Source organism: Afipia dichlorophenoxyacetatis (assembly GCF_055386385.1).
Genome location: NZ_AP029250.1, coordinates 735,705 through 757,457, shown reverse-complemented (window position 1 = coordinate 757,457; position 21,753 = coordinate 735,705). Strand labels below are relative to the sequence as shown.

Genomic DNA, 21,753 nt, shown 5'->3' with positions numbered 1-21,753 from the left:
TTACGAATGTCAGGACCTAAGGGACACTAGCAAATATGAACCTAGTGCGGTTTTGGATCTGACGTTCGTATGATGGACCAGCAGTGATTACTGATACGAACGTCAGATCCACCGTACCAGTAGCGACGCGCATGACAATTCCCATATGATTGACTGGACTGTTTCGGAAACTGATCGATGATGCTCGGCGCTCGTGTTTCAGACTTGTCAGGCGGCGACCTGCGCGCTCCAGCGGCGCAGGGACTGTCGATCGTGGTTCCGGCCTTCAACGAAGCTGCTGGACTGTCGCGCCTGCACGAACGCCTCTCCGCACTCGCGGAAGAGCTCAAGCAGCGTTATGGCCTCGCATGCGAAGTGGTCTACGTTGACGACGGCAGCACCGACGGAACGCTCGACGTCGCGCGCGGCCTGATGCCGGACCATCTCGACGTCCAGGTAGTTTCGCTGTCCCGGAACTTCGGCAAGGAAGCCGCCCTCATGGCGGGGCTCGATCATGCCCGTCGCGGCGCGGTTCTTTTCATGGATGGCGACGGCCAGCATGCACCGGAACTGGTGCAGCGATTGGTCAGCCACTGGATCGATGATGGCTTTGATGTCGTCTACACGGCCAAAGCCAATCGCGACAATGAATCGTCCCTGCGGCGCTTCGGCGTGCGGACGTTCTATACGCTGATCAACTGGGGCAACCGGCAGAAGATCCCGGAAGACGCCGGCGATTTCCGCCTGCTGTCGCCACGCGCGGCAGCAGCCTTGCGTCTGCTTCCCGAGCGCAACCGTTTCTTCAAAGGACTTGCCAGCTGGATCGGCTTCAAACAAATCCGTGTCGATTATGAACCTGATGCGCGAGCGCATGGCGTCACGACGTTCAACGCCGGCCGTTTGCTGGGATTGTCGATCGAAGGACTGACGTCGTTCTCGGTAGCGCCGCTGCGCATAGCCAGCCTTCTCGGGTTGTTACTGGCGTTCGTTGCCTTCCTGTTTGGCCTGTCCATCTTGTGGGAGACTATTGTCGACGGCAAATCAGTGCCCGGCTATCCGTCTCTTGTGGTCGGCCTGATGACCATCGGCGGCGTGCAACTGATCATGATCGGTGTCGTCGGCGAATACATTGGAAAGATCTTGTCTGAGATCAAAGCGCGTCCGATCTACTTCGTTGCCGAGCACAGCGTGAAGAGCGCGGACTCTGCCCCCGCCCTCGACAACCCATCGCGGACCGCCGCTGAATGAGCGAGAGCGTTCCGCCCCGCCGTATCTGGCTGTGCGCCGACGACTATGGGATGGCTCCGGGAGTCAACCGCGCGATCCGCGAATTGATCAAACTGAAGCGGATCAATGCGACCTCCGTCATGGTGGTGGGACCGGCGATCGATCGGACAGAAATCGATTCGCTGAAACAGGAACTGGCGGATAACCCCGACTGCGCCTTGGGACTTCACGCCACGCTGACCGCTCCGTTTCATCCGCTGACAATGCATTTCCAGCCGCTTGATGGCGGACGCTTCCTGTCGCTCGGCAATACGTTGCAGGCGGCCCTGCTACGCAGGTTCGATGCAGAAATGGTGCAGGCTGAGTTGCTGGCGCAGATCACAGCTTTCAAGGAATTCTTCGGGCGAGCCCCTGACTACGTTGACGGTCATCAGCACGTGCAGTTGTTTCCGCAGATCCGCGACGCCTTTATCGCCATGGTCAAGGATAACGCTCCGCAAGCCTGGGTACGCCAGTGCGGCCGAGCCCAGCCGGTCGCCCGGCGATTCAGCAATCCGAAGGCGCTGTTTCTCGATATCCTGAGCGGTACATTCCGAAAGCGCTGCAGCAGCGCGGGCGTTGCTTACAATCCAGGCTTCGCCGGCGCTTACGACATGGTCCGTGGCAATGATTTCGCTCTCGCTATGACAGGCTTCCTCCAAGGTCTTCCCGACCAGGGGCTCGTGATGTGTCATCCCGGCTTCGTGGATGAAACATTGCTCAGCCTTGATGACGTCACCGACCAGCGTGAGCGGGAGTTCGGATTTTTGTCCGGCAACGACTTCCTGCGGCTGCTGTCGGCAAGCCATGTGACGTTGTCACGAAGCTAACGGTTCGTGCTCGCTAAGTCGTTTTGTCGCACCGAAACAGCCAGTGTGGTGGTTCAGAAGTTCGCCCAATTGTTTCCTGCGAGTCCTTCCGGCGAACTTCTGAACCTAAACCACACTGGAATCATGGATTTGCTAGTGTCCTCTCGAATCCAAAGTTCGCTACGGAGCGCGCTGCACGATCTGGCGAACTTTGGATTCGGGACACTAGCTTGCGCAAATTTAATCCGTTCCGGGACTTAACCCGTCATATTACGGGCATACATCTTTGCGCGCATTCGAATGCCGAATGCTGAGGAGGATACGATGACGCCGCAGGAACGCCAACTGATCGACGATCTGTTCGACCGTCTTGCCAAACTTGAAACATCACCACGCGATCCCGATGCATTAGCCGCGATCGCGGACGGTCTGCGCCGCGCGCCCAACGCTGTTTATGCGCTGGTCCAGACCGTGCTGGTGCAGGACGAGGCGCTTAAGCAGGCCGAGGCCCACATCAGAGAATTGGAAGAAGGAGGTCGACCGCAGCAGCAGTCGGGCGGCTTTCTAGACAGCATGCGCGATTCATTGCGCGGACCATCATCGTCACGCGGGTCGGTGCCGAACGTACGACCGGGCGAAAGCGACGCGCCACGTGGCGCCGTCTGGAATACGGGCCAAACCGGCTATCAGCCTGATCCGCGGGCGAACGCCGACTACCGTCAGGGCAATCCAGGCGGAGGCTTCGGCGGCGGACTGTTCGGTGGTGGGAACCAAAACCAAATGGGCGGGAACCCGGGAGGTGGTGGCGGATCATTCCTCGGAACGGCCGCAGCGACGGCAGCCGGCGTGATCGGCGGCTCGATGCTGATGAACAGCATGCGCGGCATGTTCGGCGGCGGAAGCCATCAGCAGTCCTTTGGCGACACCGCCAGTAGCACCAAGAGCCCGTGGGACAATAATCAGTCCAGCGGCAGTCAGTCCGGTGGAGACCTCTCCCGCGATGCAGGTTTGAATGACGTGGGCAAAAGCGGACGCGACGACAACTCCCGTCAGAGCCTCGCCGACAATTCGTCGCATGATCAGAACAACAATAGCGACGATGATTATGACAATAACGATGATGACAGCGACGACGATTATGGTGGCGATGACGACTTCGGTCCGGACGACAGCGACTTCGCCTGATCGACGTCATTGAAATGAAAACGGCCGCTTTCACCAGCGGCCGTTTTTGTTTGTCGTGTTTGGGTTTCTTACATCACGATGACACGGGTGCCGACGTTAACCCGGCCATACAGGTCGATGACATCCTGGTTGCGCATCCGAATGCAGCCCGACGACACCGCAGTGCCGATCGTCCAGGGCTCGTTCGAACCGTGAATGCGGTAAAGCGATGACCCGAGGTACATCGCACGTGCGCCGAGTGGGTTTTCCGGACCGCCTTCCATATGGCGCGGCAGATCGGGACGACGCTTGAGCATTTCGGATGGCGGCGTCCACGCCGGCCATTCCTTTTTGGCAGAGATGGTCTTTACACCAGCCCATTCAAAGCCGGGCTTACCGACCCCAATGCCGTAGCGAAGCGCCTTCCCGTTTCCTTGCACGAGATAGAGAAACTTGTTTGGCGTATCGATCACGATCGTGCCGGCCGATTGTCTGCCGTCATAGTCGACGAGTTGCTTTTCATATTTCGGATCGAAACCCTGGCGGCCCGGCTCGATCGATTCATCGCGCATCGCGTCCTGAGGATCCATGGGCGGCAGGCCGCGGCGATAGCCAGGCATCGGTGCATAGCCTGGCTGCTGCTGTTCATAGCGTGGCGGTACATATCCGGGATCACCGGACTGGCCGCCGCTGAACAAGAATTCGATGAACCCGCCGCCCATGTTCGATCGGTCGTTATAAGCGACGCGGATCGGCATCGGCGGATTCACTGGTGTTTGTGCGTAGACCACGCGAGGCTCCGACATCGGAGCATCGCCATCAATTGCGAAAGCCTGCAAGGTACCAACACCGAGCAGCGACGCGCCGGCAACGAGCGCGAGGGACATATTTCTGATCATCGACGTACTCTGTACTGTTTCGTCGTCGACGCGCGGGAAGTGCGCGCCTGAACACGCACCATTTAAATTTCCAAACGCATCGGTTTGGTAAACGACGACGGCTTTCTGATTCACCACGTCGACAATTCGAGTCTGTTCTTGCCGGTAGCGTTTATTTTCGATGAATGCAGAACACCCATGGTTAATCATCGGTGTGCGCGCGAAGACACAAATTCTGCAACTCGTTCTTCCGCATGAACTTCGCGTTAAATGAAGCCAGGTACAAAGGTTCCATCAGGGAGTGGAATAACCGATGGCTATTCAGCGTAGACGTTTCCGTATTGAAGAAAACACATCCGGCGGCATGCCGATTTTTGATGAGGTCGAAACCGACGTCACCGTTGCGGGCCACGACGTTTCCTCCAATCATCATCGCGAGGTCATGAGCGAACTGCGGGCCATTCGCGCGCAGATGGCCGCACCCTCACGCGCGCCCAAGAGCAGCGCCACTGACGCTGGCGATGAACCGGTAACAACCGAGCAATTGGCCGACGCCAAGAAGCTGCTTGATACCTATCGCGCCCAGATCGAACAGTGCGAGAAGCTCAAGGTCGAACTCGACCTCATCCATGACGCCATCAATCGGACCAAGCAGGAAATCGCCGTCCTTCACGGCAAGAGCTTCAGCGGCGACGAAATGTCGAAGGTCACCGGCGAGCTCGGCGCGGTTGTCGGCGGCACCGAGGAAGCGACCCAGCAGATCCTCGCAGCCGCAGAAGCCATCGACCAGGCAGCCAGCGCCCTGACCAAGATGACGTCGCCAGATCAGCAGGCGCAGCTCAGCGAAGACATTCAGGAACGCGTTGTGGCGATTTTCGAGGCCTGCAACTTCCAGGACCTCACCGGCCAGCGTATCAGCAAAGTGATGACCACGATGAAATTCATCGAGCATCATATCACCGTCATGATGGAAATCTGGGGCGGTGTGGACGCGATCAAGGCGCATGCGCCCGCGATCATCGACACCCGCGTCGGCGACGCCCGTCTTCTGAACGGCCCGAAGGGCATGGATGATGAAGGCCACGTATCGCAAGACGATATCGACGCGCTGTTCGACTAAAAGCGCCAAGACTTAAAAGCAACAGGACCTAAAAACATCAGGGGTGGAAGGCTGACAACGGCCTTCCACCCCTGATTTTATTTGAACAGCTTGCAGATATCCTTAGCGTCCGTCTGCTTGACGCTTACGCGCGTGGCGCGCAGCGGACGTAAATCGAAGTTCCGTAGCGGCTGGCCGCATCCTTGTCGATGAACCGGGTAATCAGCACGCGGCCGTCGAACGAAACGATCTCGCGATCCTTTTCATCGCCCGCCGGTCCAGCCGGACCGATATAGTTCTTGCCGCTCTGGCTGCCTTTCAAGCGCAGCTCCTGCGGCGTCGCTTCATCGGCCAGATGCATGATCACACCACCGGAAGATCCCTGGCCGATGACATAGGGATTTTTGCATTGCCCTCGCGCCGCCGCTTCAGTGCGGGCTCGGTCCTCAGGCTTGTGGTATGCGGCATATCCCCATCGTCCGACGATCTCGTCTGCGCGAATGGTCGACGGGATCTCGGGAGCGACAGCCGGTTCCTGTACCGCCGGTTGCGTGCCTCCGCCGAAACCGCTGAAACCTCCCCAGCCTCCGCCCTGACACGCACCAAGGAAACCCGACAGGACTATGACTGTCATAATATTGAGGGTGGTGCGGACGTGAATTGGCTTGATCATGTTGTCTCCCGGCAAATAGCCCTTGCTCCGTTCGGCCAAATTGAACGCACGGCATCGCACGCTGCGAATGGCTTGATCGGTTGCGCCCTTGTCCCCTGGTTTCCAGATCATCGTATATTGGCCTCACCAAGGCCTTAAGGGCTTGCTTGACAGGATCGGCGGCAACCCATATTCCCGAGCTGTCTTTAGCACTCTTGGAGCGTGATTGCTAAGGGATACCGCTTCATCCCTGACCGGGTTGTTCAGCGCCATTATCCACGGCTCGCGCTCAGCCGCACGTCAAATCTTTCATACAAAAGCCCAAAGGACACCCGATGGCCAAGACAACATTCCGCCCGCTGCATGACCGTGTCGTCGTTAAGCGTATCGACGCCGAAGAAAAAACCAAAGGCGGCATCATTATTCCGGACAGTGCCAAGGAAAAGCCTTCGCAGGGCCAGGTCGTAGCCGTTGGTCCCGGTGGCCGAGACGAGGCCGGCAAGCTGATCCCGATCGACCTCAAGGTTGGCGACAAGGTGCTGTTCGGCAAATGGTCGGGCACGGAAGTCAAGCTCGATGGCGAAGAACTCCTCATCATGAAGGAGTCGGACATCATGGGCGTACTGAGCTAAGGCCCGCGCTCGTTCCTCGGGGCTTGAGCGATGCGAGAGCCCCGAAGGACCAAAATTCAACTGAACTCATCGGCCGTCATCCTTAGAGGCTCGCGCCAAGTGCCGCTCGTTCCTCAGGCTGACACAAACCCATATCACCAGGAGACATTCCCATGGCTGCTAAAGAAGTCAAATTCTCGGGCGACGCGCGTGACCGTATGCTGCGCGGCGTCGATATTCTCGCCAACGCTGTCAAGGTGACGCTGGGCCCGAAGGGCCGCAACGTCGTGATCGACAAGAGCTTCGGCGCACCGCGCATCACCAAGGACGGCGTCACCGTCGCCAAGGAAATCGAGCTCGACGATAAGTTCGAAAACATGGGCGCGCAGATGCTGCGCGAAGTCGCCTCCAAGACCAACGACACCGCTGGCGACGGCACCACCACTGCAACGGTGCTCGCACAAGCCATCGTGCGCGAAGGCGCCAAGTCGGTTGCTGCTGGCATGAACCCGATGGACCTCAAGCGCGGCATCGACATCGCGGTTGCCGCCGTGGTCAAGGACATCGAAAAGCGCGCCAAGCCAGTCGCCTCCTCGTCCGAAGTCGCCCAGATCGGCACCATTTCCGCCAACGGTGACACCAACATCGGCAAGATGATCGCGCAGGCCATGCAGAAGGTCGGCAACGAAGGCGTCATCACCGTTGAAGAAGCCAAGTCACTCGATACCGAAGTCGATATCGTCGAGGGCATGCAGTTCGACCGCGGCTATCTCTCGCCCTACTTTGTCACCAATCCGGAAAAGATGACCGCCGAGTTGGAAGACGCCTACGTCCTGCTGCACGAGAAGAAGCTCTCCGGCCTTCAGGCCATGCTTCCGGTGCTCGAGGCTGTGGTTCAGACCGGCAAGCCGCTGCTGATCATCGCTGAAGACATCGAGGGCGAGGCGCTCGCCACCCTCGTCGTCAACCGTCTGCGTGGCGGTCTCAAGGTTGCGGCTGTTAAGGCTCCGGGCTTCGGCGATCGCCGCAAGGCCATGCTGGAAGACATTGCCATCCTCACCGGCGGTCAGCTCATTTCCGACGACCTCGGCATGAAGCTCGAGAGCGTCACCGTGAAGATGCTCGGCCGTGCGAAGAAGGTCGTTATCGACAAGGAAAACACCACCATCGTCAACGGCGCCGGCAAGAAGGCCGACATCGAAGCACGGGTGAACCAGATCAAGGCGCAGGTCGAGGAAACCACCTCGGACTACGATCGCGAGAAGCTCCAGGAGCGTCTGGCGAAGCTCGCAGGCGGCGTCGCGATTATCCGCGTCGGCGGTGCGACCGAGATCGAAGTGAAGGAAAAGAAGGACCGCGTCGAAGACGCGCTCAACGCGACCCGTGCAGCCGTTCAGGAAGGTATCGTCCCCGGTGGCGGCACTGCTCTCCTCCGCGCCAAGAAGGCCGTTGGCCGCATCACCAACGACAACTCCGACGTACAGGCCGGCATCAACATCGTGCTGAAGGCTCTGGAAGCTCCGATCCGTCAGATCTCAGAAAACGCCGGCGTTGAAGGCTCGATCGTTGTCGGCAAGATCCTCGACAATAAGACCGAAACCTTCGGCTTCGACGCACAGACCGAAGAATATGTGGACATGGTCGCCAAGGGCATCATCGATCCCGCCAAGGTGGTCCGCACTGCACTGCAGGATGCAGCTTCGGTTGCAGGCCTGCTGGTCACCACCGAAGCCATGGTTGCCGAACTGCCGAAGGAAGCAGCTCCAGCGATGCCTGGCGGCGGCGGAATGGGTGGCATGGGCGGAATGGGTGGTATGGGCTTCTAAACCCGCCATCTCGCCTCAGACATTAAAGGCCGCCTTCGGGCGGCCTTTTTTATTGGCTGACCTCTTTGTTATCGGGCGTCCAAAAAACCGCGCGACAATTCGTCCGGCTTTTGAGATTGTGCGGCCTTCGATGATCCGCTCTCTCTACCGAATCAGGCTGAAGACCATGCGCAAATTGATGATTGGCTGTGCCGTTGCCCTTGCAGGCGCAAGCTCGTGGACCCTCGTGCATGCGCAGACCAAGGACAATGCCAAGGCTACAGCTGGCGCAGCGGAAACGCGCTATTTCTCCTCGCTCGGTGATTTGCTTGGCGACCTTCCCGTGGACGCGTTCATCAAGGAAACGCGTCAGGGTGGCAAGCTGGTCTCGGCCGTTCTCGATGTCTGCTATTCGGTTTCTGCGACCTCCGATCGCAAGGATCGCTTCGCCATCGAACTCAAGCCCGAAGGCGAAAAGCTGACCGGCTCCGGACAAAGCACGGAAAACCACACGCCGGTCACAATCAATCTCAGCCGCAAGCAGGCCGGAAAGTCCTTCACCTTCGGCGGCAAGATCACCGTCGGCAATCTCATATCGACGATCAATTCACCGGACAACGCCGACATCGATGAAAGCGAATTTCAGCAATCGCAGGTCGTGGATGACGATCTCGTCGAAAGCCCGAAGGACTTCACGCAAGTGTCGCCGCAATCGGTCGCCGTCAGGGTCAAACGCGAAGGTTTCGTCGATCTGGTCAAAAGCCTGAAAGGACAAAATGTTCAGGTCGCGCTCGACAGCATCGTGACCGACTGCAATACGCTGCGAACGGGTCATCAAGTGTTGCGCGTGCTGGTCGATCCAGCGAGAGCCCCTGCACTGGTCAGTACGTTGAAGGCCGCGCCAGGCGCAGTCGCGGCAGGCTGGACCACGGGCACTTATGATATGGAACGTGCGATCCGATTTCCGGGAACCGAATGGAATGAAGGCGGCAAGCTGAACAAGGAGAAGTTCGCTGCAGCCCTCTCCAACATTGCCGCCAAGGTCCTGTCGGCCAAGCCTCTTGCGTCGAGCTGGAATGATACCACCGGCGAACTGACCTTTGCCGTGTCGCGGCCAAGCCAACTGGCGCCCGCGCTCGAACTTACGGAAACCCTTGAGATGACGGCGTTGATCAGCCCCGACAAGCCGGGGTCGAGCGAGCGCATGGTCGTCTGGCTGGGAGTGCCTTCCACCAAGACGACCGATGAAGCCGCGGGCCCGCACCTGCAAATCGCCGAGAATTCGGGCGGTGAGGAAGAAAGCACCTTCAATGACGACGACGGGCTGATCAAATCACTCGCCACCGAGTTGAAAGGACAGCGTTGGGATACCGACAAGGCGTCCTGGAAATAATGCGCTCTACAGCGCCTTGCTCAAGAGGCCGGTGACGAATGGCGCGCTATGATGCTGTCATCATTGGCGCGGGCCTCGGTGGGCTCACAGTCGGGGCGATCCTGGCGCGCGCCGGACGGAAGATTCTGCTTATCGAGCGCGGCAATTCCGTTGGAGGCGCGGCCTCAAGCTACAAGGTCGGCGAACTTTTTGTCGAAGGCTCGCTGCACGAGACCAGCGACCCTCGCGATCCACGCGACCCCAAACACCGTCCCTTGACGCGCGCCGGCGTGCTCGATGCCGTGACGTGGGTTCCTGCCGGGCAGTTTTACACTGTGCGTGGTGGACCTGTCGGTGCTCCGTTCTCCTTGCCAGACGATTTCAGTGCCGCGAGGCAAACTCTTGCAGACCGATTTCCCGACGCACGCAGCAGTATCGCGAGACTGCTTGGGGAGATGGAGCAGATCGTGGCCGCCACGGGAACACCCGGGCATGATCTGTCATCCATCGATTGGTCGCTTTCGCTGTCCGAGCGGCTGCAACAGGCGTTCGGCGACAATGAAGCGCTCAAAGCCGCGGTCGCTGCGAATCTCGCCTATTACCACGATGACCCGGCGACCATGTCGTGGGCGTTGTTCGCGATGGCACAGGGTGCGTACCTCTTGAACGGCGGGGTCTACGTGCAAGGCGGCTCTCAGCGCCTGTCCAGCGCGTTGGCCCGCGCCATTCGTGCCGCAGGCAGCGACGTGCTTCTGCGCCGTACAGGAAGCGCGATCAGCGTCGATTCCAACGGCGCTGTCTGCGCCCTGGTCCATACAGCCAAAGACGGCAGCGATCCGCAGACAATTGAAACATCTTGCATCATCGGCAACGCGGCGCCCGAAACCGTCGCGTCCCTCTTGCCGAACGCGCACGGCGCTGAACTGCGCAAGACTTACGCTGACCGTCAGCCGTCGATGTCGCTGTTCGCTCTCACCTTAGGATTATCAAAGCCACCCAGCGAGTTCGGTGTCGACAGCTATTCGACGCAGTTGCTGCCCGATTGGATGAAGCACTTCGCAGACTATTCGCAAGGCACGACACTCATGGCAGGCGAACCGGGCGACCGGATGCCGCCACTCGCGATCGTCGATTATGCGGCAATCGATTCCGGTGTGGCTGCGCCGCCCTACGTTCTGTCGGTGATCGGGCCGGATGCCCTGACGAACTGGAATGCACTGGGCCAGGATGAGTATCGTGCCAAGCGTGCGCGCTGGCAGGACGCTATCGTCGCGTACCTTGGAAAGCACTTTCCAGGACTTTCAGACGCCGTCGTCGCATCCTCGTTCAACACGGCGTTTTCGGTCCGGCAATATCTCAACGCGCCACACGGCTCGGTTTATGGCTTTGCACCAACGGCATCGCGGGCGAGGCATATTCCAGAGCAAACGAATGCGACGCCGATCGCCGGCCTCTACTTTGCCTCTGCCTATGCGGGGCTCGGCGGCTACACCGGTGTCATCCAGTCGGCGGAGGCTTGCGCGAATATGGTCTTGAGCGAGCGTTAGGGTCAGTTCGTATTCAGCCGAAACCGCAAGGTCTTCGCGCCGACGAACGAAACAAAATCACCCTGCCGCTTCCACGTGGCGGCTTCGCTCAATGCACTGACCAGAGCATCGTCAGCCTGCGCATTGGCGGGCGTACAGTTGCGATCATCCAGCTGCCCCGGAACGAAAATCACGGTGTCATTGGCCACCGAGAACTGACCCTTGCCGGATTTGCACCACAGAGTGAGAAGAACCTCGCCGTTGTCACCGATCTCAAGTGACGGAATGCGCTTTGAGCCAGGCTGCTGTGCCGCCTCAAGGGTAATTTCAAGGCCGAAGGGGAATCCACTTTCGGCACGGGATGATGTCGCTGCGACAACCGTGGTGATCAAAGCCAGCGCGAGAGACGCGCGCCACCTAAACTTCAAAATCATTGCTATCAATTCCGGATTTTAGTTGCGCGCTGTTGTAGCCGCCGAGTGTGTCAATTGTCAGCATGCGCGCTGCTTAAATAAGGCGCTTCAAACGCAAATCCCCGCAGCTTGCGCCGCGGGGATTTCTGTTTCCAGACAGGACGCAGATTAATGAATAACCATCGCTGTGAACGGATAGACGTAAGCCTGCAACATTACGAGAACGCCGACGAGACACGCCAGCACGATCGAGTGCCAGAAGACGTAACGCAGGATCGTACCCTCGTGCCCGTACCAGTTGGTCGCGGTGGAGGCCACCACGATCGACTGTGCGTCGATCATCTTGCCCATCACGCCACCCGAAGAGTTCGCGGCCGCCATCAGGATCGGCGAAATGCCGAGCTGTTCCGACGTGATCTTCTGCAGGTTGCCGAACAGGATGTTGGAAGACGTGTCAGATCCCGTCAGTGCCACACCCAACCAGCCGAGCAGTGTGCCGAAGAATGGGTACAACACACCGGTGGCAGCGAAGGCCAAGCCGAGGGTCGCGTCGACGCCCGAGAGGCGTGTCAACGTACCGATCGCCAGCATCGCCGAGATCGTGATCAGCGAAATCGCGCAGATCTTGATGGTGCGGCCATACTCCGCGATCATCTTGGGAAGTGAGAAGCCCATCAAGAGGCCGGAGATGATCGCAGCGATCAGCATGCCTGTACCGGTGAACGACAGGTAGGTAAACGCGAAGACCGCGCCTTCCTTGGTTTCCTTCGCCGCAACCGGGGGCACCTTGTTGATCATGTTGTGCAGGCCAGGAACCGGATAGTTCCAGGTGAAGATCGAGTTTGCCCAGGTCTTGAACGAACCGTTGCCCCAGATCAGCATCACGATGCAGACGATGATCCATGGCAGCATCGAGCTCCACAGCTGCGACTGCGTGAGCGGCGTCTTGTCGAGCGGTTTGGCCGGCGCCATCGTCGCGGTTGATTCATCCTTGCCGCGCAGCACCGGAGAAAGCCACAGCTCCTTCGGTTGCCAGACCTTCAGGAACAGGATCAGCGCGCCCATCGAGATCAGCGAAGCACCGATGTCGACGATCCATGGATTGATGAAGTTCGAAATCACAAATTGCGGAATCGCGAACGACACGGCCGTGACAAGAATGGCCGGCCAGACTGCCATCATGCCGCGCCATCCCGCGAATGCCCAGATCACCCAGAACGGGACGAGCAGAGAGAAGAACGGAAGCTGACGGCCGACCATGGCGCCAAGGATATACGGATCGAGGCCCGTGACGGAGGCGAGACCCTGGATGGGTGTGCCAAGCGCACCGAAGGCGACCGGCGCGGTATTGGCGATCAGCGACAGGCCCGAGGCGGCCAGCGGCGAGAAGCCAAGACCAATCAGCACCGCACCGGTGATCGCGACCGGCGTACCGAAACCGGACGCGCCTTCAAAGAAGGCGCCGAACGAGAACGCAATCAACAGAATCTGCAGGCGGCGGTCTTCGGTCACGCTGCCGATGGCACGCTGAAGCAGCTCGAACCGCCCGGTCTCGACCGTGATGCGGTAGAGGAAAATGACGTTGAGCACGATCCAGCCGATCGGGAAGAAGCCCGTCACGACGCCGAGCAACGACGCGCGGATCGACATGTCCGCCGGCATGGTGAAGACAAAGATCGTAATGATGTTGGTGACGATCAGCGCGATGATCGCGGCGATGTGCGCCTTGACCCTGCCACTGGCGATCAACACCAGCAGCGTGACCACCGGAATGGCCGCGGCGATGGTGGAAAGCGCCGCATTCCCCATCGGGTTATATATTTGGTTCCACATGAGACTTCCTCCCCACGTCATTAATTCCGACGTCTGACCAGAGCGTGGTTGGCCAAGCATCTGGCGGGGAATGAAAGGACACCCGTCACAACATGTTCAGAATGGAAGAACGTCGGCCAACCGCCAAAAAACGCTCACAATGCTGCGAACAGAGATGCCCCCCGGCCCTCGCCGTCGGGCGCATGCTAGGGTGAACACCGCAGTCTGGACAAGATGCCGCACACGTGCCGGTTTGCTACTTTAGTCTTAAAACTGCGAATTTGACAGGTCTTTCAGGGCGTTGGAGCCCTTTCCAAGGAGCATAAATCTGTGAATGGTCTCGGCTCAACGCTCGCAACGGTGTGGCGGATTGCAGCACCCTACTTCCGCTCCGACGACAAATGGGCGGGCCGCATCCTGCTGGCTGCAGTGGTCGCCATCGAACTTGCCATTGTCGGTATCTCGGTGCTGCTGAATACCTGGAATAACCGTTTCTACAATGCTCTGCAGGATCGGAATTGGGACAATTTCGTCTATGAGATCAGCTATTTCTGCGTGCTGGCCGCGATCTTCATCGCGCTTGCGGTTTATCAGCTTTACCTGAACCAATGGCTGCAAATCAGGTGGCGCAAATGGATGACCCAGCGCTATCTGGTGGAGTGGCTGGATCATGCCACCCACTACCGCATGCAGCTGCAGGGCGACGTCGCCGATAATCCGGATCAGCGCATCACCGACGACATCAAACTGTTCATCGATCGCACCCTGAACATCGGCCTCGGCCTTTTGAATTCAGTCGTGACGCTCGCCTCCTTCATCGTGATCCTGTGGAGTCTGTCAAACGCTGCGCCGTTGCACATGTTCGGCAAGGACATCGACTTCCCCGGATACATGGTCTGGGGTGCGCTGATCTACGCCGTGCTCGGCACGTGGTTGACCCACCTGATCGGCCATCAGCTCGTTGGCCTCGATTACCGGCAGCAACGTTATGAAGCGGATTTCCGCTTCAATCTGGTTCGCGTCCGCGAGAACTCTGAACAGATCGCGCTGCTGCGCGGCGAGCCGGCAGAGCGCGAAAGGCTTCTGGTGCGGTTCGGACATGTGGTCGACAACTGGCTCGGCATCATGAGCCGCACCAAAAAGGTCACCGCATTCACCGCCAGCTACTCGCAGGCGTCGGTGATCTTTCCTTATATTCTCGTCGCGCCAGCTTACTTCGCCGAGAAGATTCAGCTCGGTGGCATGATGCAGACCGCATCCGCCTTCAGCAGTGTGCAAGGCGCCCTGTCGTTTTTCATTTCGACGTATCGCACACTGGCGGAGTGGCAGGCTGTCATATCGCGCCTTGATGGGTTTGAAACCGGCATCAATACAGCGAGAGCACTCGCGATCGACCCGCAGTCGATTCACGTCACGCCTGAATCAGGCCACAACGCAATCAGCCTCAAAGAGCTGCTGCTGCTGCTTCCCAACGGCACGACGCTGATCGGAGCCAATAGCTTTAGCCTCAAGGCCGGCGAGCGCACGCTGGTGACGGGACCATCGGGCGCTGGGAAATCAACCTTGTTCCGTGCGATCGCCGGGATCTGGCCCTTCGGCAAGGGCACCATCTCGATCCCGAAAGATGCGACCCTCATGATGCTGCCGCAGCGGCCCTACTTCCCTGTCGGTTCGCTGGCGGGGGCGATTACTTACCCGGCGCCAAATGCCACCTTCAGCGCCGACCGGCTGAGTGAGGTGCTCAAGCTCGTCGGCCTTCCAGGACTTGCTTCAAAGCTTGACGAGGAAGGGCACTGGAACCGGACGCTATCCCTTGGCGAGCAGCAGCGTCTTGGGATTGCCCGCGCACTTCTGCAGGCCCCGCAATATCTGTTCCTCGATGAAGCAACAGCATCGCTTGATGAACCGTCGGAAGCGCTCTTGTATCGGCTCATCACAGAGAAGCTGCCGGCAACAACGATCGTTTCAATCGGGCATCGGGCCACCCTTGAGGCGTTTCACCAGCGGCAAGTTTCAGTGGAGCGGACGGGAGACCAGTTCGGTCTTATCGACAAGCAGAAGGCAGCAAACCCGGCGTAAGACCGGCAGGGATTGGCAGATGTGCTCACTCAGCGACTTTCTGACGAGCGCATGCCCCTGCTCCTGCATTTCACGCTGAAGCACCGGCTCCAAGCACTCAATAAAAAAGGCGGCAGATTGCTCTGCCGCCTATAGGTTCATTGGAGAAAGAAGTTATTTCAGAGCGCCCAGCGTCACGTCAGCCGAGAGCTTGGCGATGAAGGTCGAGCCGCACCACTTGGAGCCGATGCCACCGGTGTTGATCGCGGTTGCGTTGCCAGGCTGCGAAGCAGTGAAGTCGCTGGTGAAGGCGTTGCAATCACCCTTGCTCATGTCCGTGTCGGAGTAGCGCAGATCGAGGGTGAAAACCTTGTAGGTGAAGCCCACACCGACGTTCCAGGTGTTGTAGTCGGCGTAGTTGATGGTTGCCGAAGCGGGGAAACCGTTTCCGGCGGTCACACCGTAGAAGGTGTCCGACGTACCAAGCCACTGACGACCGAATTCACCCGACACATAAGCGCCGATACCGCTCGTGCCGAAAAGAGTGCTCGGTGCAGTCACCTTGGCGGTAATCGAAGCGTAGGTGCCGTCAGCACCGGTATTCAGGAAGTTCGGCGAGTAGAAGACGTTGCCGCCCATCGTGAAGTAGTCGTTAAAGGTGTAGTTCACCTTGCCGTAGACTTCGTAGAAGCTCACGTCCTTCTTCATGACGTTGCCGTTGGCGAGGAACACGGTGTTGATGTCAACCGGGCAAACGCCGCCGCCGGGGATACCGCCGGTGAGGACGTTGTCGGCGCACTTTCCGCCTGGATACAGATAGCCCCAGACACCGAAGTCAAACGCGACCGGACCGAAGGTTGGGCGAACACCGCCGTAGATGTCGACTTCAGCCGCAGCGCGGTTGGCGAACGAGATGCTTTCGAACGACGAACCGGCGTAGAGCTGCAGGTCCTTGTTGATGTTGTAGCGAGGCTCGAAATATGCCGTCACCGATGGATTGTGGTTCGACTGGGTCACGCCGCGGAACACGTAATCGCTCATGATGGCGGAGCCGAACGCAACATCCCAAGGCGACACGACCTCAACCGGAGGCGGAGCCTTCTTGTAAACCTTGCCGAGATCAGCAGCGGACGCCGAACCAAGCCCCATCGCAAGTATCGCTGCGACCGACAAACTTACCTTCTTCATGACGATCCCCATCATCGTTTTAAGTCTCAGTCCGATTGCCAAGTCAGGGTGACAAAGGTCAATCGGCTGCACGGAATTCAATTCGTGGTGATAATGTGCCTGACACACGCAATACGCGGGAGCAAAAAACTCAAGCAACTGCTGCCTTTTTAGGCGTTTGGAGCGCCTCCAGCGAGGTTGTGCGATACTGTGGCATTCGCACAACACACTTTGGTCGCGGCACCGGGCATTTGGTGTCCGTTTTGCCGCCTCAGTTCTTTGGCAGTGGAAAGAACGGTGAACTGATTCGGTATAACAATATCTGAATTTTGATGCGCTCTACATGACTGAGTGGCAGCTGGTTCAGCATGCAAAAAGGCCGCAGCGAGAGCTGCGGCCTTTGCGTCGTCTGACATGTCAGACCGAAGTTTTTAGCTGTTGTTGTCGTCGTCGCTATGGCTCGATCCGAAGCTGGACGACCAGCTGGATGCCGGAGCGGGTGACGAGGCGGGCGCGGGCTCAGGCCAGCCGGTGTCGGTGGAAGCCGGAGCGGCCATCGCGGGCTCCTCGGCGGGAGCCGCCTTCGGTGCGCGCTTCCTCGGCGCAGCTTTTTTCGCAGCGGCCTTCTTAGGAGCGGCTGCCTTCTTGGCTGCCGACTTTTTCGCAGCCTTCTTCGCTGATTTCTTTGCAGCCTTCTTGGCGCTCTTCTTCACCGCCTTCTTGGCGGATTTCTTCGCGGCCTTCTTGGCAGACTTCTTGGCCGACTTTTTCGCGACCTTCTTCGCCGACTTCTTGGAAGCCTTCTTGGCGCTCTTCTTCGCCAACATCAGCTTCTTTTCTTTTTTGCTTTTCTTGTCCTTCTTCTTCTTACCTTTAGCCATCGTGGTCCTCCTGCTTCCGCTGAGCAAACGCGATCAGCGATTCAAGCACTCCCATCGCGGGGGCTCTTCGATCAATTCAATAGTTCCGGCCGAGGACCGCCTGTCGCCCAATCGAGCAATTCCACCGTGTGCACTACAGGGACTGACTTTCCGTCGGTACGCTGCACTGAGCCGATCTGTACCATACAGCCGATGTTGCCAGCTGAAATGATATCCGGCTTCACCGAAGCAATATTCGCGATCTTGCGTTCGCGCAATCTCTTCGCAATGTCGGGCTGGAGGATGTTGTACGTTCCTGCCGAACCGCAACACAGATGACTCTCTGGCACATCTTTCACCACGAATCCGCTCTTGGAAAGCAATTCTTTCGGAAGCTGTGTGATTTTCTGGCCATGCTGCAAAGAACACGCTGAGTGATAAGCCACCACAAGGTCCTTGCCACCTTGCGGCCATGCGATGTCCAGACCTCCCACATACTCGGTCACGTCCTTCGCAAGCGCCGAAACGCGCTTGGCCTTTGCCGCGTAGGCGCGGTCTTCGCGCAGCATATAACCGTAGTCCTTGATGGTGGTGCCGCACCCCGACGTGGTGATCAGGATGGCATCAAGACCTTTGCTGTCGGCCTCCTTGGTCCACACATCGATGTTCGCCCGCGCCCGCCGCAGTGCGTCACCATCCTGTCCCATATGATGCGTCAGCGAGCCGCAGCACTGCTCGTCAGCCACCAGGACCACCTCGATGCCGTGGCGTGTCAGAAAACGAATGGCGGCCTGGTTGATGCCCGGTGACAGCACCTGCTGGGCACATCCCTGCAGAAGGGCCACACGGCCACGCTTGGTGCCGATTGCCGGAAAGACGGTCCCGCCAGCGGGCCCCGGCTGCGGGAGAGCCGTAGGCGCAAGCGCCAGCATGGCGCGGACCCGGTCGAAAAACGTTGGCGCCGTTTGTCCCGCCGGTGACGCCGGCAACAGCGACGCCAGCGGTTTGACCAGCCGGGCCGCCATCATGCTGACCCTGAATAGTCCGGGCCGCGGGAGCACGGTGCCCAGGACCGAGCGCAGAAAGCGCTCCGAGAGCGGTCGGGAATATTCATTCTCGACCTTCACCCGCGCCTGATCGACGAGGTGCATATAGTTCACCCCCGACGGGCACGTGGTCATGCAGGCCAGGCACGACAGGCACCGGTCGACATGCTTGACCACTTCCTGAGTCGGCTTGCGGTCATTTTCAAGCATGTCCTTGATGAGATAGATGCGGCCGCGCGGGCTATCGAGTTCATCGCCCAACAGCACATAGGTCGGACAGGTCGCGGTACAGAACCCGCAATGCACGCAGGCGCGCAAAATCTTGTCGGCCTCCCGGATGTCCGGATCAGCGAGTTGCGCGGCGGAAAATTCGGTCTTCATGGCGTCAGAAATTCCCGATCAGGCGCGAACCATGCGGCCGCGGTTGAGGATGTTCTTGGGATCGAAGCTGGCCTTGACGCGCTGCCCGAGCGCAGCAACCCCCGCCTGCTGCGGATGAAACACGTCAACCGCGGTACGCACCTGATCGCTCGCGCGGATCAAGGTGGCGTGGCCGCCAATCGGCTTCAGCCGCTCGCGCAGCAGTGCGGCGTGGGCATCCGGCGCAGGCGGCAGGGCAGCCCAGATCAAGCCCCCACCCCAGTCGTAAATGACGTCGCCGCCGGTGTCGCGCGCAAGCGCCTCACCGAAGGCACCACCGGACGCAGGCGGACACACGATACGCCACACCGGCCACGCTCCGAGCGGTCCATTGGCCGCAAAAGGCAGCACATCGCGCACCGCGGCCCATGTCGCCCGGGAGATATCGTCCTCGATCGTGTCAACGGCACCGAACGACGCCAGCATGCCGCTGACCGATTTGGCGCGATCGACCACCGAGGCCCCGATGCCTTCGAGCCGGATCAGCGTCACCGCCTGCTGGAGCGAACCGAGCCCCGACAGCGTCCCGTTGGCACCACGCAACGACGAAACGGGCAAGTGGGCCACACCCGACACATCGAACGACGACCCCAGAGCCATCGTCATGGCCCTGTTAGCTGAGACGTCGTCGAGCCCTCGCAAAACCAACGTGCGCTCGCTCTCGGCCTTGGGCATCACCTTCAGCGTCACCTCGGTCATCACCGAGAGCGTGCCCCATGAACCCGCCAGGAGCTTGCAGAGATCGTAACCGGTGACGTTCTTCACTACCTTGCCACCGGCTTTGAACGAATCACCAAAACCAGAGACCGCCTCGGCACCGAGCAGGTGATCCCGCGCGCCACCAGCCTTGATCCGGCGCGGACCGGCGAGGCCGGCTGAGATCGTTCCACCGATGGTGCCTGCGCCGCGCGGCGTTCCCAGCAGCAGCGATGTATCCATCGGGTCGAACGCGAATTCCTGATTTTTCGAGTCGATCAGTGACAACACGTCGGCAATTGGCGCCCCTGCCTGCACCGTGATGATCAACTCGCTGGGCTCGTAGGACGTCACGGCATTCAGTGCGGACAGATCCAGCACCGCGTTGGTCACCATCGGCAGTCCGATGGCGCGCTTGCTGCCATGGCCGATAATTTCCAGCGGCTGTTCTGCAGCGAGCGCGTGGCGCACCGCCTGCTCGACGTCCTTGGCATCTCGAACTTTCAAAGTATCCACGCGCGTCTCGCTTCTTTTACAAATCACGTTGGCCGGGACACCCGGCTTCTGGACGATTAAAATCGCGGAATGTCCGGAAATGCGAGCTTGCCGCCATGGACGTGAACACGGCCGAGCTCCGCACAACGGTGAAGCGTCGGAAACACCTTACCGGGATTCAAGAGACCTTGCGTGTCGAACGCGCATTTGAGGCGCTGCTGCTGAGCCAGATCGATGTCGGAGAACATCTCCGGCATCAGATCCCGCTTTTCGACGCCGACCCCATGCTCACCCGTCAGCACGCCGCCAAGCTCGACACAGGCCCGCAGAATGTCCGCACCGAAAGCTTCGGCCTTATCCATTTCCTCGGGGATATTCGCATCGTACAGAATGAGCGGGTGCAGGTTGCCGTCGCCGGCATGAAACACGTTCGCCACGCGTAGCCCGTATTTCTCGGAGAGGTCACGGATCCGCGCCAGCGCTTCGGGGAGCTTGCCGCGGGGAATGGTGCCGTCCATGCACAAGTAATCCGGCGACATGCGTCCGACCGCCGGGAACGCCGCCTTGCGTCCGGCCCAGAACAACAGCCGCTCCTGTTCAGAGTTGGAAATCTGCAGCGTCGTCGACCCGCAATCCCGCGCAATCTTCTCCACGCGTCCGATCAGCTCGTCGACTTCAACGCCGGGGCCATCCAGTTCGATGATCAGCAACGCTTCGACGTCGAGCGGATATCCGGCGTGGACAAATGCCTCCGCCGCATGGATCGCGTTCCGGTCCATCATCTCCATGCCGCCGGGAATAATGCCGGCGCCGATGATGTCGGCCACGCATTGTCCCGCAGCCTCGACCTCCGCGAAGCCCACCATCAGCGCGCGCGCCGTTTCCGGCTTTTTCAGGATGCGCACCGTCACTTCGGTCACGACGCCAAGAAGGCCCTCGGAGCCGGTGATGATGCCCATCAGATCGTAGCCGTCTGTCTCCGGCGCCTTGCTGCCGATCCGCAGAATTTCGCCGGTGATCAGCACGATCTCGCAACCCAGCACGTTGTTGGTGGTCATGCCGTATTTGAGGCTGTGCACGCCGCCGGAGTTTTCGCCGATGTTGCCGCCGATCGAGCAGGCAATCTGCGATGAGGGATCGGGCGCGTAATAAAAGCCTTCATGTGCCACCGCCTGGCTGATGGCGAGATTGGTGACACCGGGCTCGACCACGGCAACGCGGTTCTCGAAATCGATTTCACGCACGCGCTTGAACTTGCCTAGGCCCAGCAACACGCCGTCCTTGAGTGGCAGCGAACCGCCCGACAACGAGGTGCCGGATCCACGCGGAACCACCTTGATGCCATTGTCGTAGCAATACTTCAGGACCTGGGAGACCTGTTCGGTCGTATCCGGGAGCACCACCACCATCGGCGGCTGCCGATATGCCGTCAGCGCATCGGATTCATAAGGCATCATCTCCAGAGTGCTGGAGATCACTCCCTCCCCCGGCACAATCTTGCGCAGCGCCGCAACGATTTCCTCGCGACGATTCAGAACAGCCTGATCGGCTTCAGGCATCATGATGGACATCAGAAATCTCCCGAGCGACGGGTGTGTGCCGCGCCTTGATTTTTCTGACGTTCA

The 21,753-nt window shown here is 59.4% G+C and carries 18 protein-coding genes; 9 read left to right on the top strand and 9 right to left on the bottom strand.

The genetic code is table 11. The features are described from left to right. The first annotated feature begins 177 nt into the window (after nt 1-177). The 3 genes from ACZ5C3_RS03585 to ACZ5C3_RS03575 all read left to right on the top strand — a co-directional run bounded on the left by ACZ5C3_RS03585 (nt 178) and on the right by ACZ5C3_RS03575 (nt 3,239). Complete coding sequence (locus ACZ5C3_RS03585; RefSeq protein ID WP_464044524.1) at nt 178-1,227, top strand: glycosyltransferase family 2 protein; 1,050 nt, start codon at nt 178-180, stop codon at nt 1,225-1,227. After that, nucleotides 1,224-2,075, top strand: a complete 852-nt coding sequence (locus ACZ5C3_RS03580) for a ChbG/HpnK family deacetylase (protein ID WP_464044523.1) — start codon at nt 1,224-1,226, stop codon at nt 2,073-2,075. Before ACZ5C3_RS03585 ends, ACZ5C3_RS03580 begins: the two co-directional genes overlap by 4 nt. A 303-nt stretch (nt 2,076-2,378) precedes the next feature. Continuing rightward, on the top strand, nt 2,379-3,239 hold the full coding sequence (locus ACZ5C3_RS03575) for a DUF2076 domain-containing protein (RefSeq protein ID WP_464035316.1): 861 nt from the start codon (nt 2,379-2,381) through the stop codon (nt 3,237-3,239). A 68-nt stretch (nt 3,240-3,307) separates the two neighbouring features. Here the strand turns inward: ACZ5C3_RS03575 and ACZ5C3_RS03570 are convergent, their stop codons facing one another. Continuing rightward, on the bottom strand, nt 3,308-4,117 hold the full coding sequence (locus ACZ5C3_RS03570) for a L,D-transpeptidase (protein ID WP_464035314.1): 810 nt from the start codon (nt 4,115-4,117) through the stop codon (nt 3,308-3,310). 292 nt (nt 4,118-4,409) lie between these two features. Between ACZ5C3_RS03570 and ACZ5C3_RS03565 the strand changes: the two genes are divergently transcribed. Then, complete coding sequence (locus ACZ5C3_RS03565) at nt 4,410-5,216, top strand: protein phosphatase CheZ (protein WP_464035313.1); 807 nt, start codon at nt 4,410-4,412, stop codon at nt 5,214-5,216. Nucleotides 5,217-5,340: 124 nt separating this feature from the next. Here ACZ5C3_RS03565 and ACZ5C3_RS03560 read toward each other — a convergent pair whose 3' ends face one another. Then, nucleotides 5,341-5,868 carry a hypothetical protein gene (locus tag ACZ5C3_RS03560; RefSeq protein WP_464035311.1) on the bottom strand — a complete coding sequence of 176 codons (528 nt, stop codon included), beginning with the start codon at nt 5,866-5,868 and terminating at the stop codon, nt 5,341-5,343. Between the two features lie 314 nt (nt 5,869-6,182). Between ACZ5C3_RS03560 and ACZ5C3_RS03555 the strand changes: the two genes are divergently transcribed. The 4 genes from ACZ5C3_RS03555 (at nt 6,183) to ACZ5C3_RS03540 (ending at nt 11,182) form a co-directional block, all read left to right on the top strand. After that, on the top strand, nt 6,183-6,479 hold the full coding sequence (locus ACZ5C3_RS03555; protein WP_464035309.1) for a co-chaperone GroES: 297 nt from the start codon (nt 6,183-6,185) through the stop codon (nt 6,477-6,479). A 152-nt stretch (nt 6,480-6,631) separates the two neighbouring features. After that, the gene (gene groL / locus ACZ5C3_RS03550; protein ID WP_464035307.1) at nt 6,632-8,284 is read left to right on the top strand and encodes a chaperonin GroEL; all 1,653 of its coding nucleotides are present in this window, start codon (nt 6,632-6,634) and stop codon (nt 8,282-8,284) included. Nucleotides 8,285-8,450: 166 nt separating this feature from the next. Next, the gene (locus ACZ5C3_RS03545) at nt 8,451-9,656 is read left to right on the top strand and encodes a hypothetical protein (RefSeq protein ID WP_464035305.1); all 1,206 of its coding nucleotides are present in this window, start codon (nt 8,451-8,453) and stop codon (nt 9,654-9,656) included. Nucleotides 9,657-9,694: 38 nt separating this feature from the next. Continuing rightward, nucleotides 9,695-11,182: a phytoene desaturase family protein gene (locus ACZ5C3_RS03540; protein ID WP_464044522.1), complete on the top strand. Its 1,488-nt coding sequence runs from the start codon at nt 9,695-9,697 to the stop codon at nt 11,180-11,182. Between the two features lie 2 nt (nt 11,183-11,184). Here ACZ5C3_RS03540 and ACZ5C3_RS03535 read toward each other — a convergent pair whose 3' ends face one another. Then, nucleotides 11,185-11,595: an META domain-containing protein gene (locus ACZ5C3_RS03535; protein ID WP_464035302.1), complete on the bottom strand. Its 411-nt coding sequence runs from the start codon at nt 11,593-11,595 to the stop codon at nt 11,185-11,187. A 147-nt stretch (nt 11,596-11,742) separates the two neighbouring features. After that, the gene (locus ACZ5C3_RS03530; RefSeq protein ID WP_464035300.1) at nt 11,743-13,407 is read right to left on the bottom strand and encodes an L-lactate permease; all 1,665 of its coding nucleotides are present in this window, start codon (nt 13,405-13,407) and stop codon (nt 11,743-11,745) included. Between the two features lie 309 nt (nt 13,408-13,716). Here ACZ5C3_RS03530 and ACZ5C3_RS03525 point away from each other — a divergent pair, with 309 nt between their 5' ends. Next, on the top strand, nt 13,717-15,465 hold the full coding sequence (locus tag ACZ5C3_RS03525; RefSeq protein WP_464044521.1) for an ABC transporter ATP-binding protein/permease: 1,749 nt from the start codon (nt 13,717-13,719) through the stop codon (nt 15,463-15,465). Nucleotides 15,466-15,618: 153 nt separating this feature from the next. Here the strand turns inward: ACZ5C3_RS03525 and ACZ5C3_RS03520 are convergent, their stop codons facing one another. From ACZ5C3_RS03520 to ACZ5C3_RS03500, 5 genes are all read right to left on the bottom strand, one after another. Beyond that, entirely contained in the window at nt 15,619-16,632 is a 1,014-nt protein-coding gene (locus ACZ5C3_RS03520) for a TorF family putative porin (RefSeq protein WP_464035298.1), read from the bottom strand. 410 nt (nt 16,633-17,042) lie between these two features. Beyond that, nucleotides 17,043-17,492, bottom strand: coding sequence for a histone (locus ACZ5C3_RS03515; RefSeq protein ID WP_464044520.1), 450 nt, complete (start codon nt 17,490-17,492; stop codon nt 17,043-17,045). A gap of 71 nt (nt 17,493-17,563) precedes the next feature. Then, nucleotides 17,564-18,898, bottom strand: coding sequence for a glycolate oxidase subunit GlcF (gene glcF, locus ACZ5C3_RS03510; RefSeq protein WP_464035293.1), 1,335 nt, complete (start codon nt 18,896-18,898; stop codon nt 17,564-17,566). An 18-nt stretch (nt 18,899-18,916) separates the two neighbouring features. Next, the gene (locus ACZ5C3_RS03505) at nt 18,917-20,149 is read right to left on the bottom strand and encodes an FAD-binding protein (protein ID WP_464035291.1); all 1,233 of its coding nucleotides are present in this window, start codon (nt 20,147-20,149) and stop codon (nt 18,917-18,919) included. Nucleotides 20,150-20,205: 56 nt separating this feature from the next. After that, nucleotides 20,206-21,699: an FAD-linked oxidase C-terminal domain-containing protein gene (locus tag ACZ5C3_RS03500; protein ID WP_464035289.1), complete on the bottom strand. Its 1,494-nt coding sequence runs from the start codon at nt 21,697-21,699 to the stop codon at nt 20,206-20,208. Between the last annotated feature and the right edge of the window lie 54 nt (nt 21,700-21,753).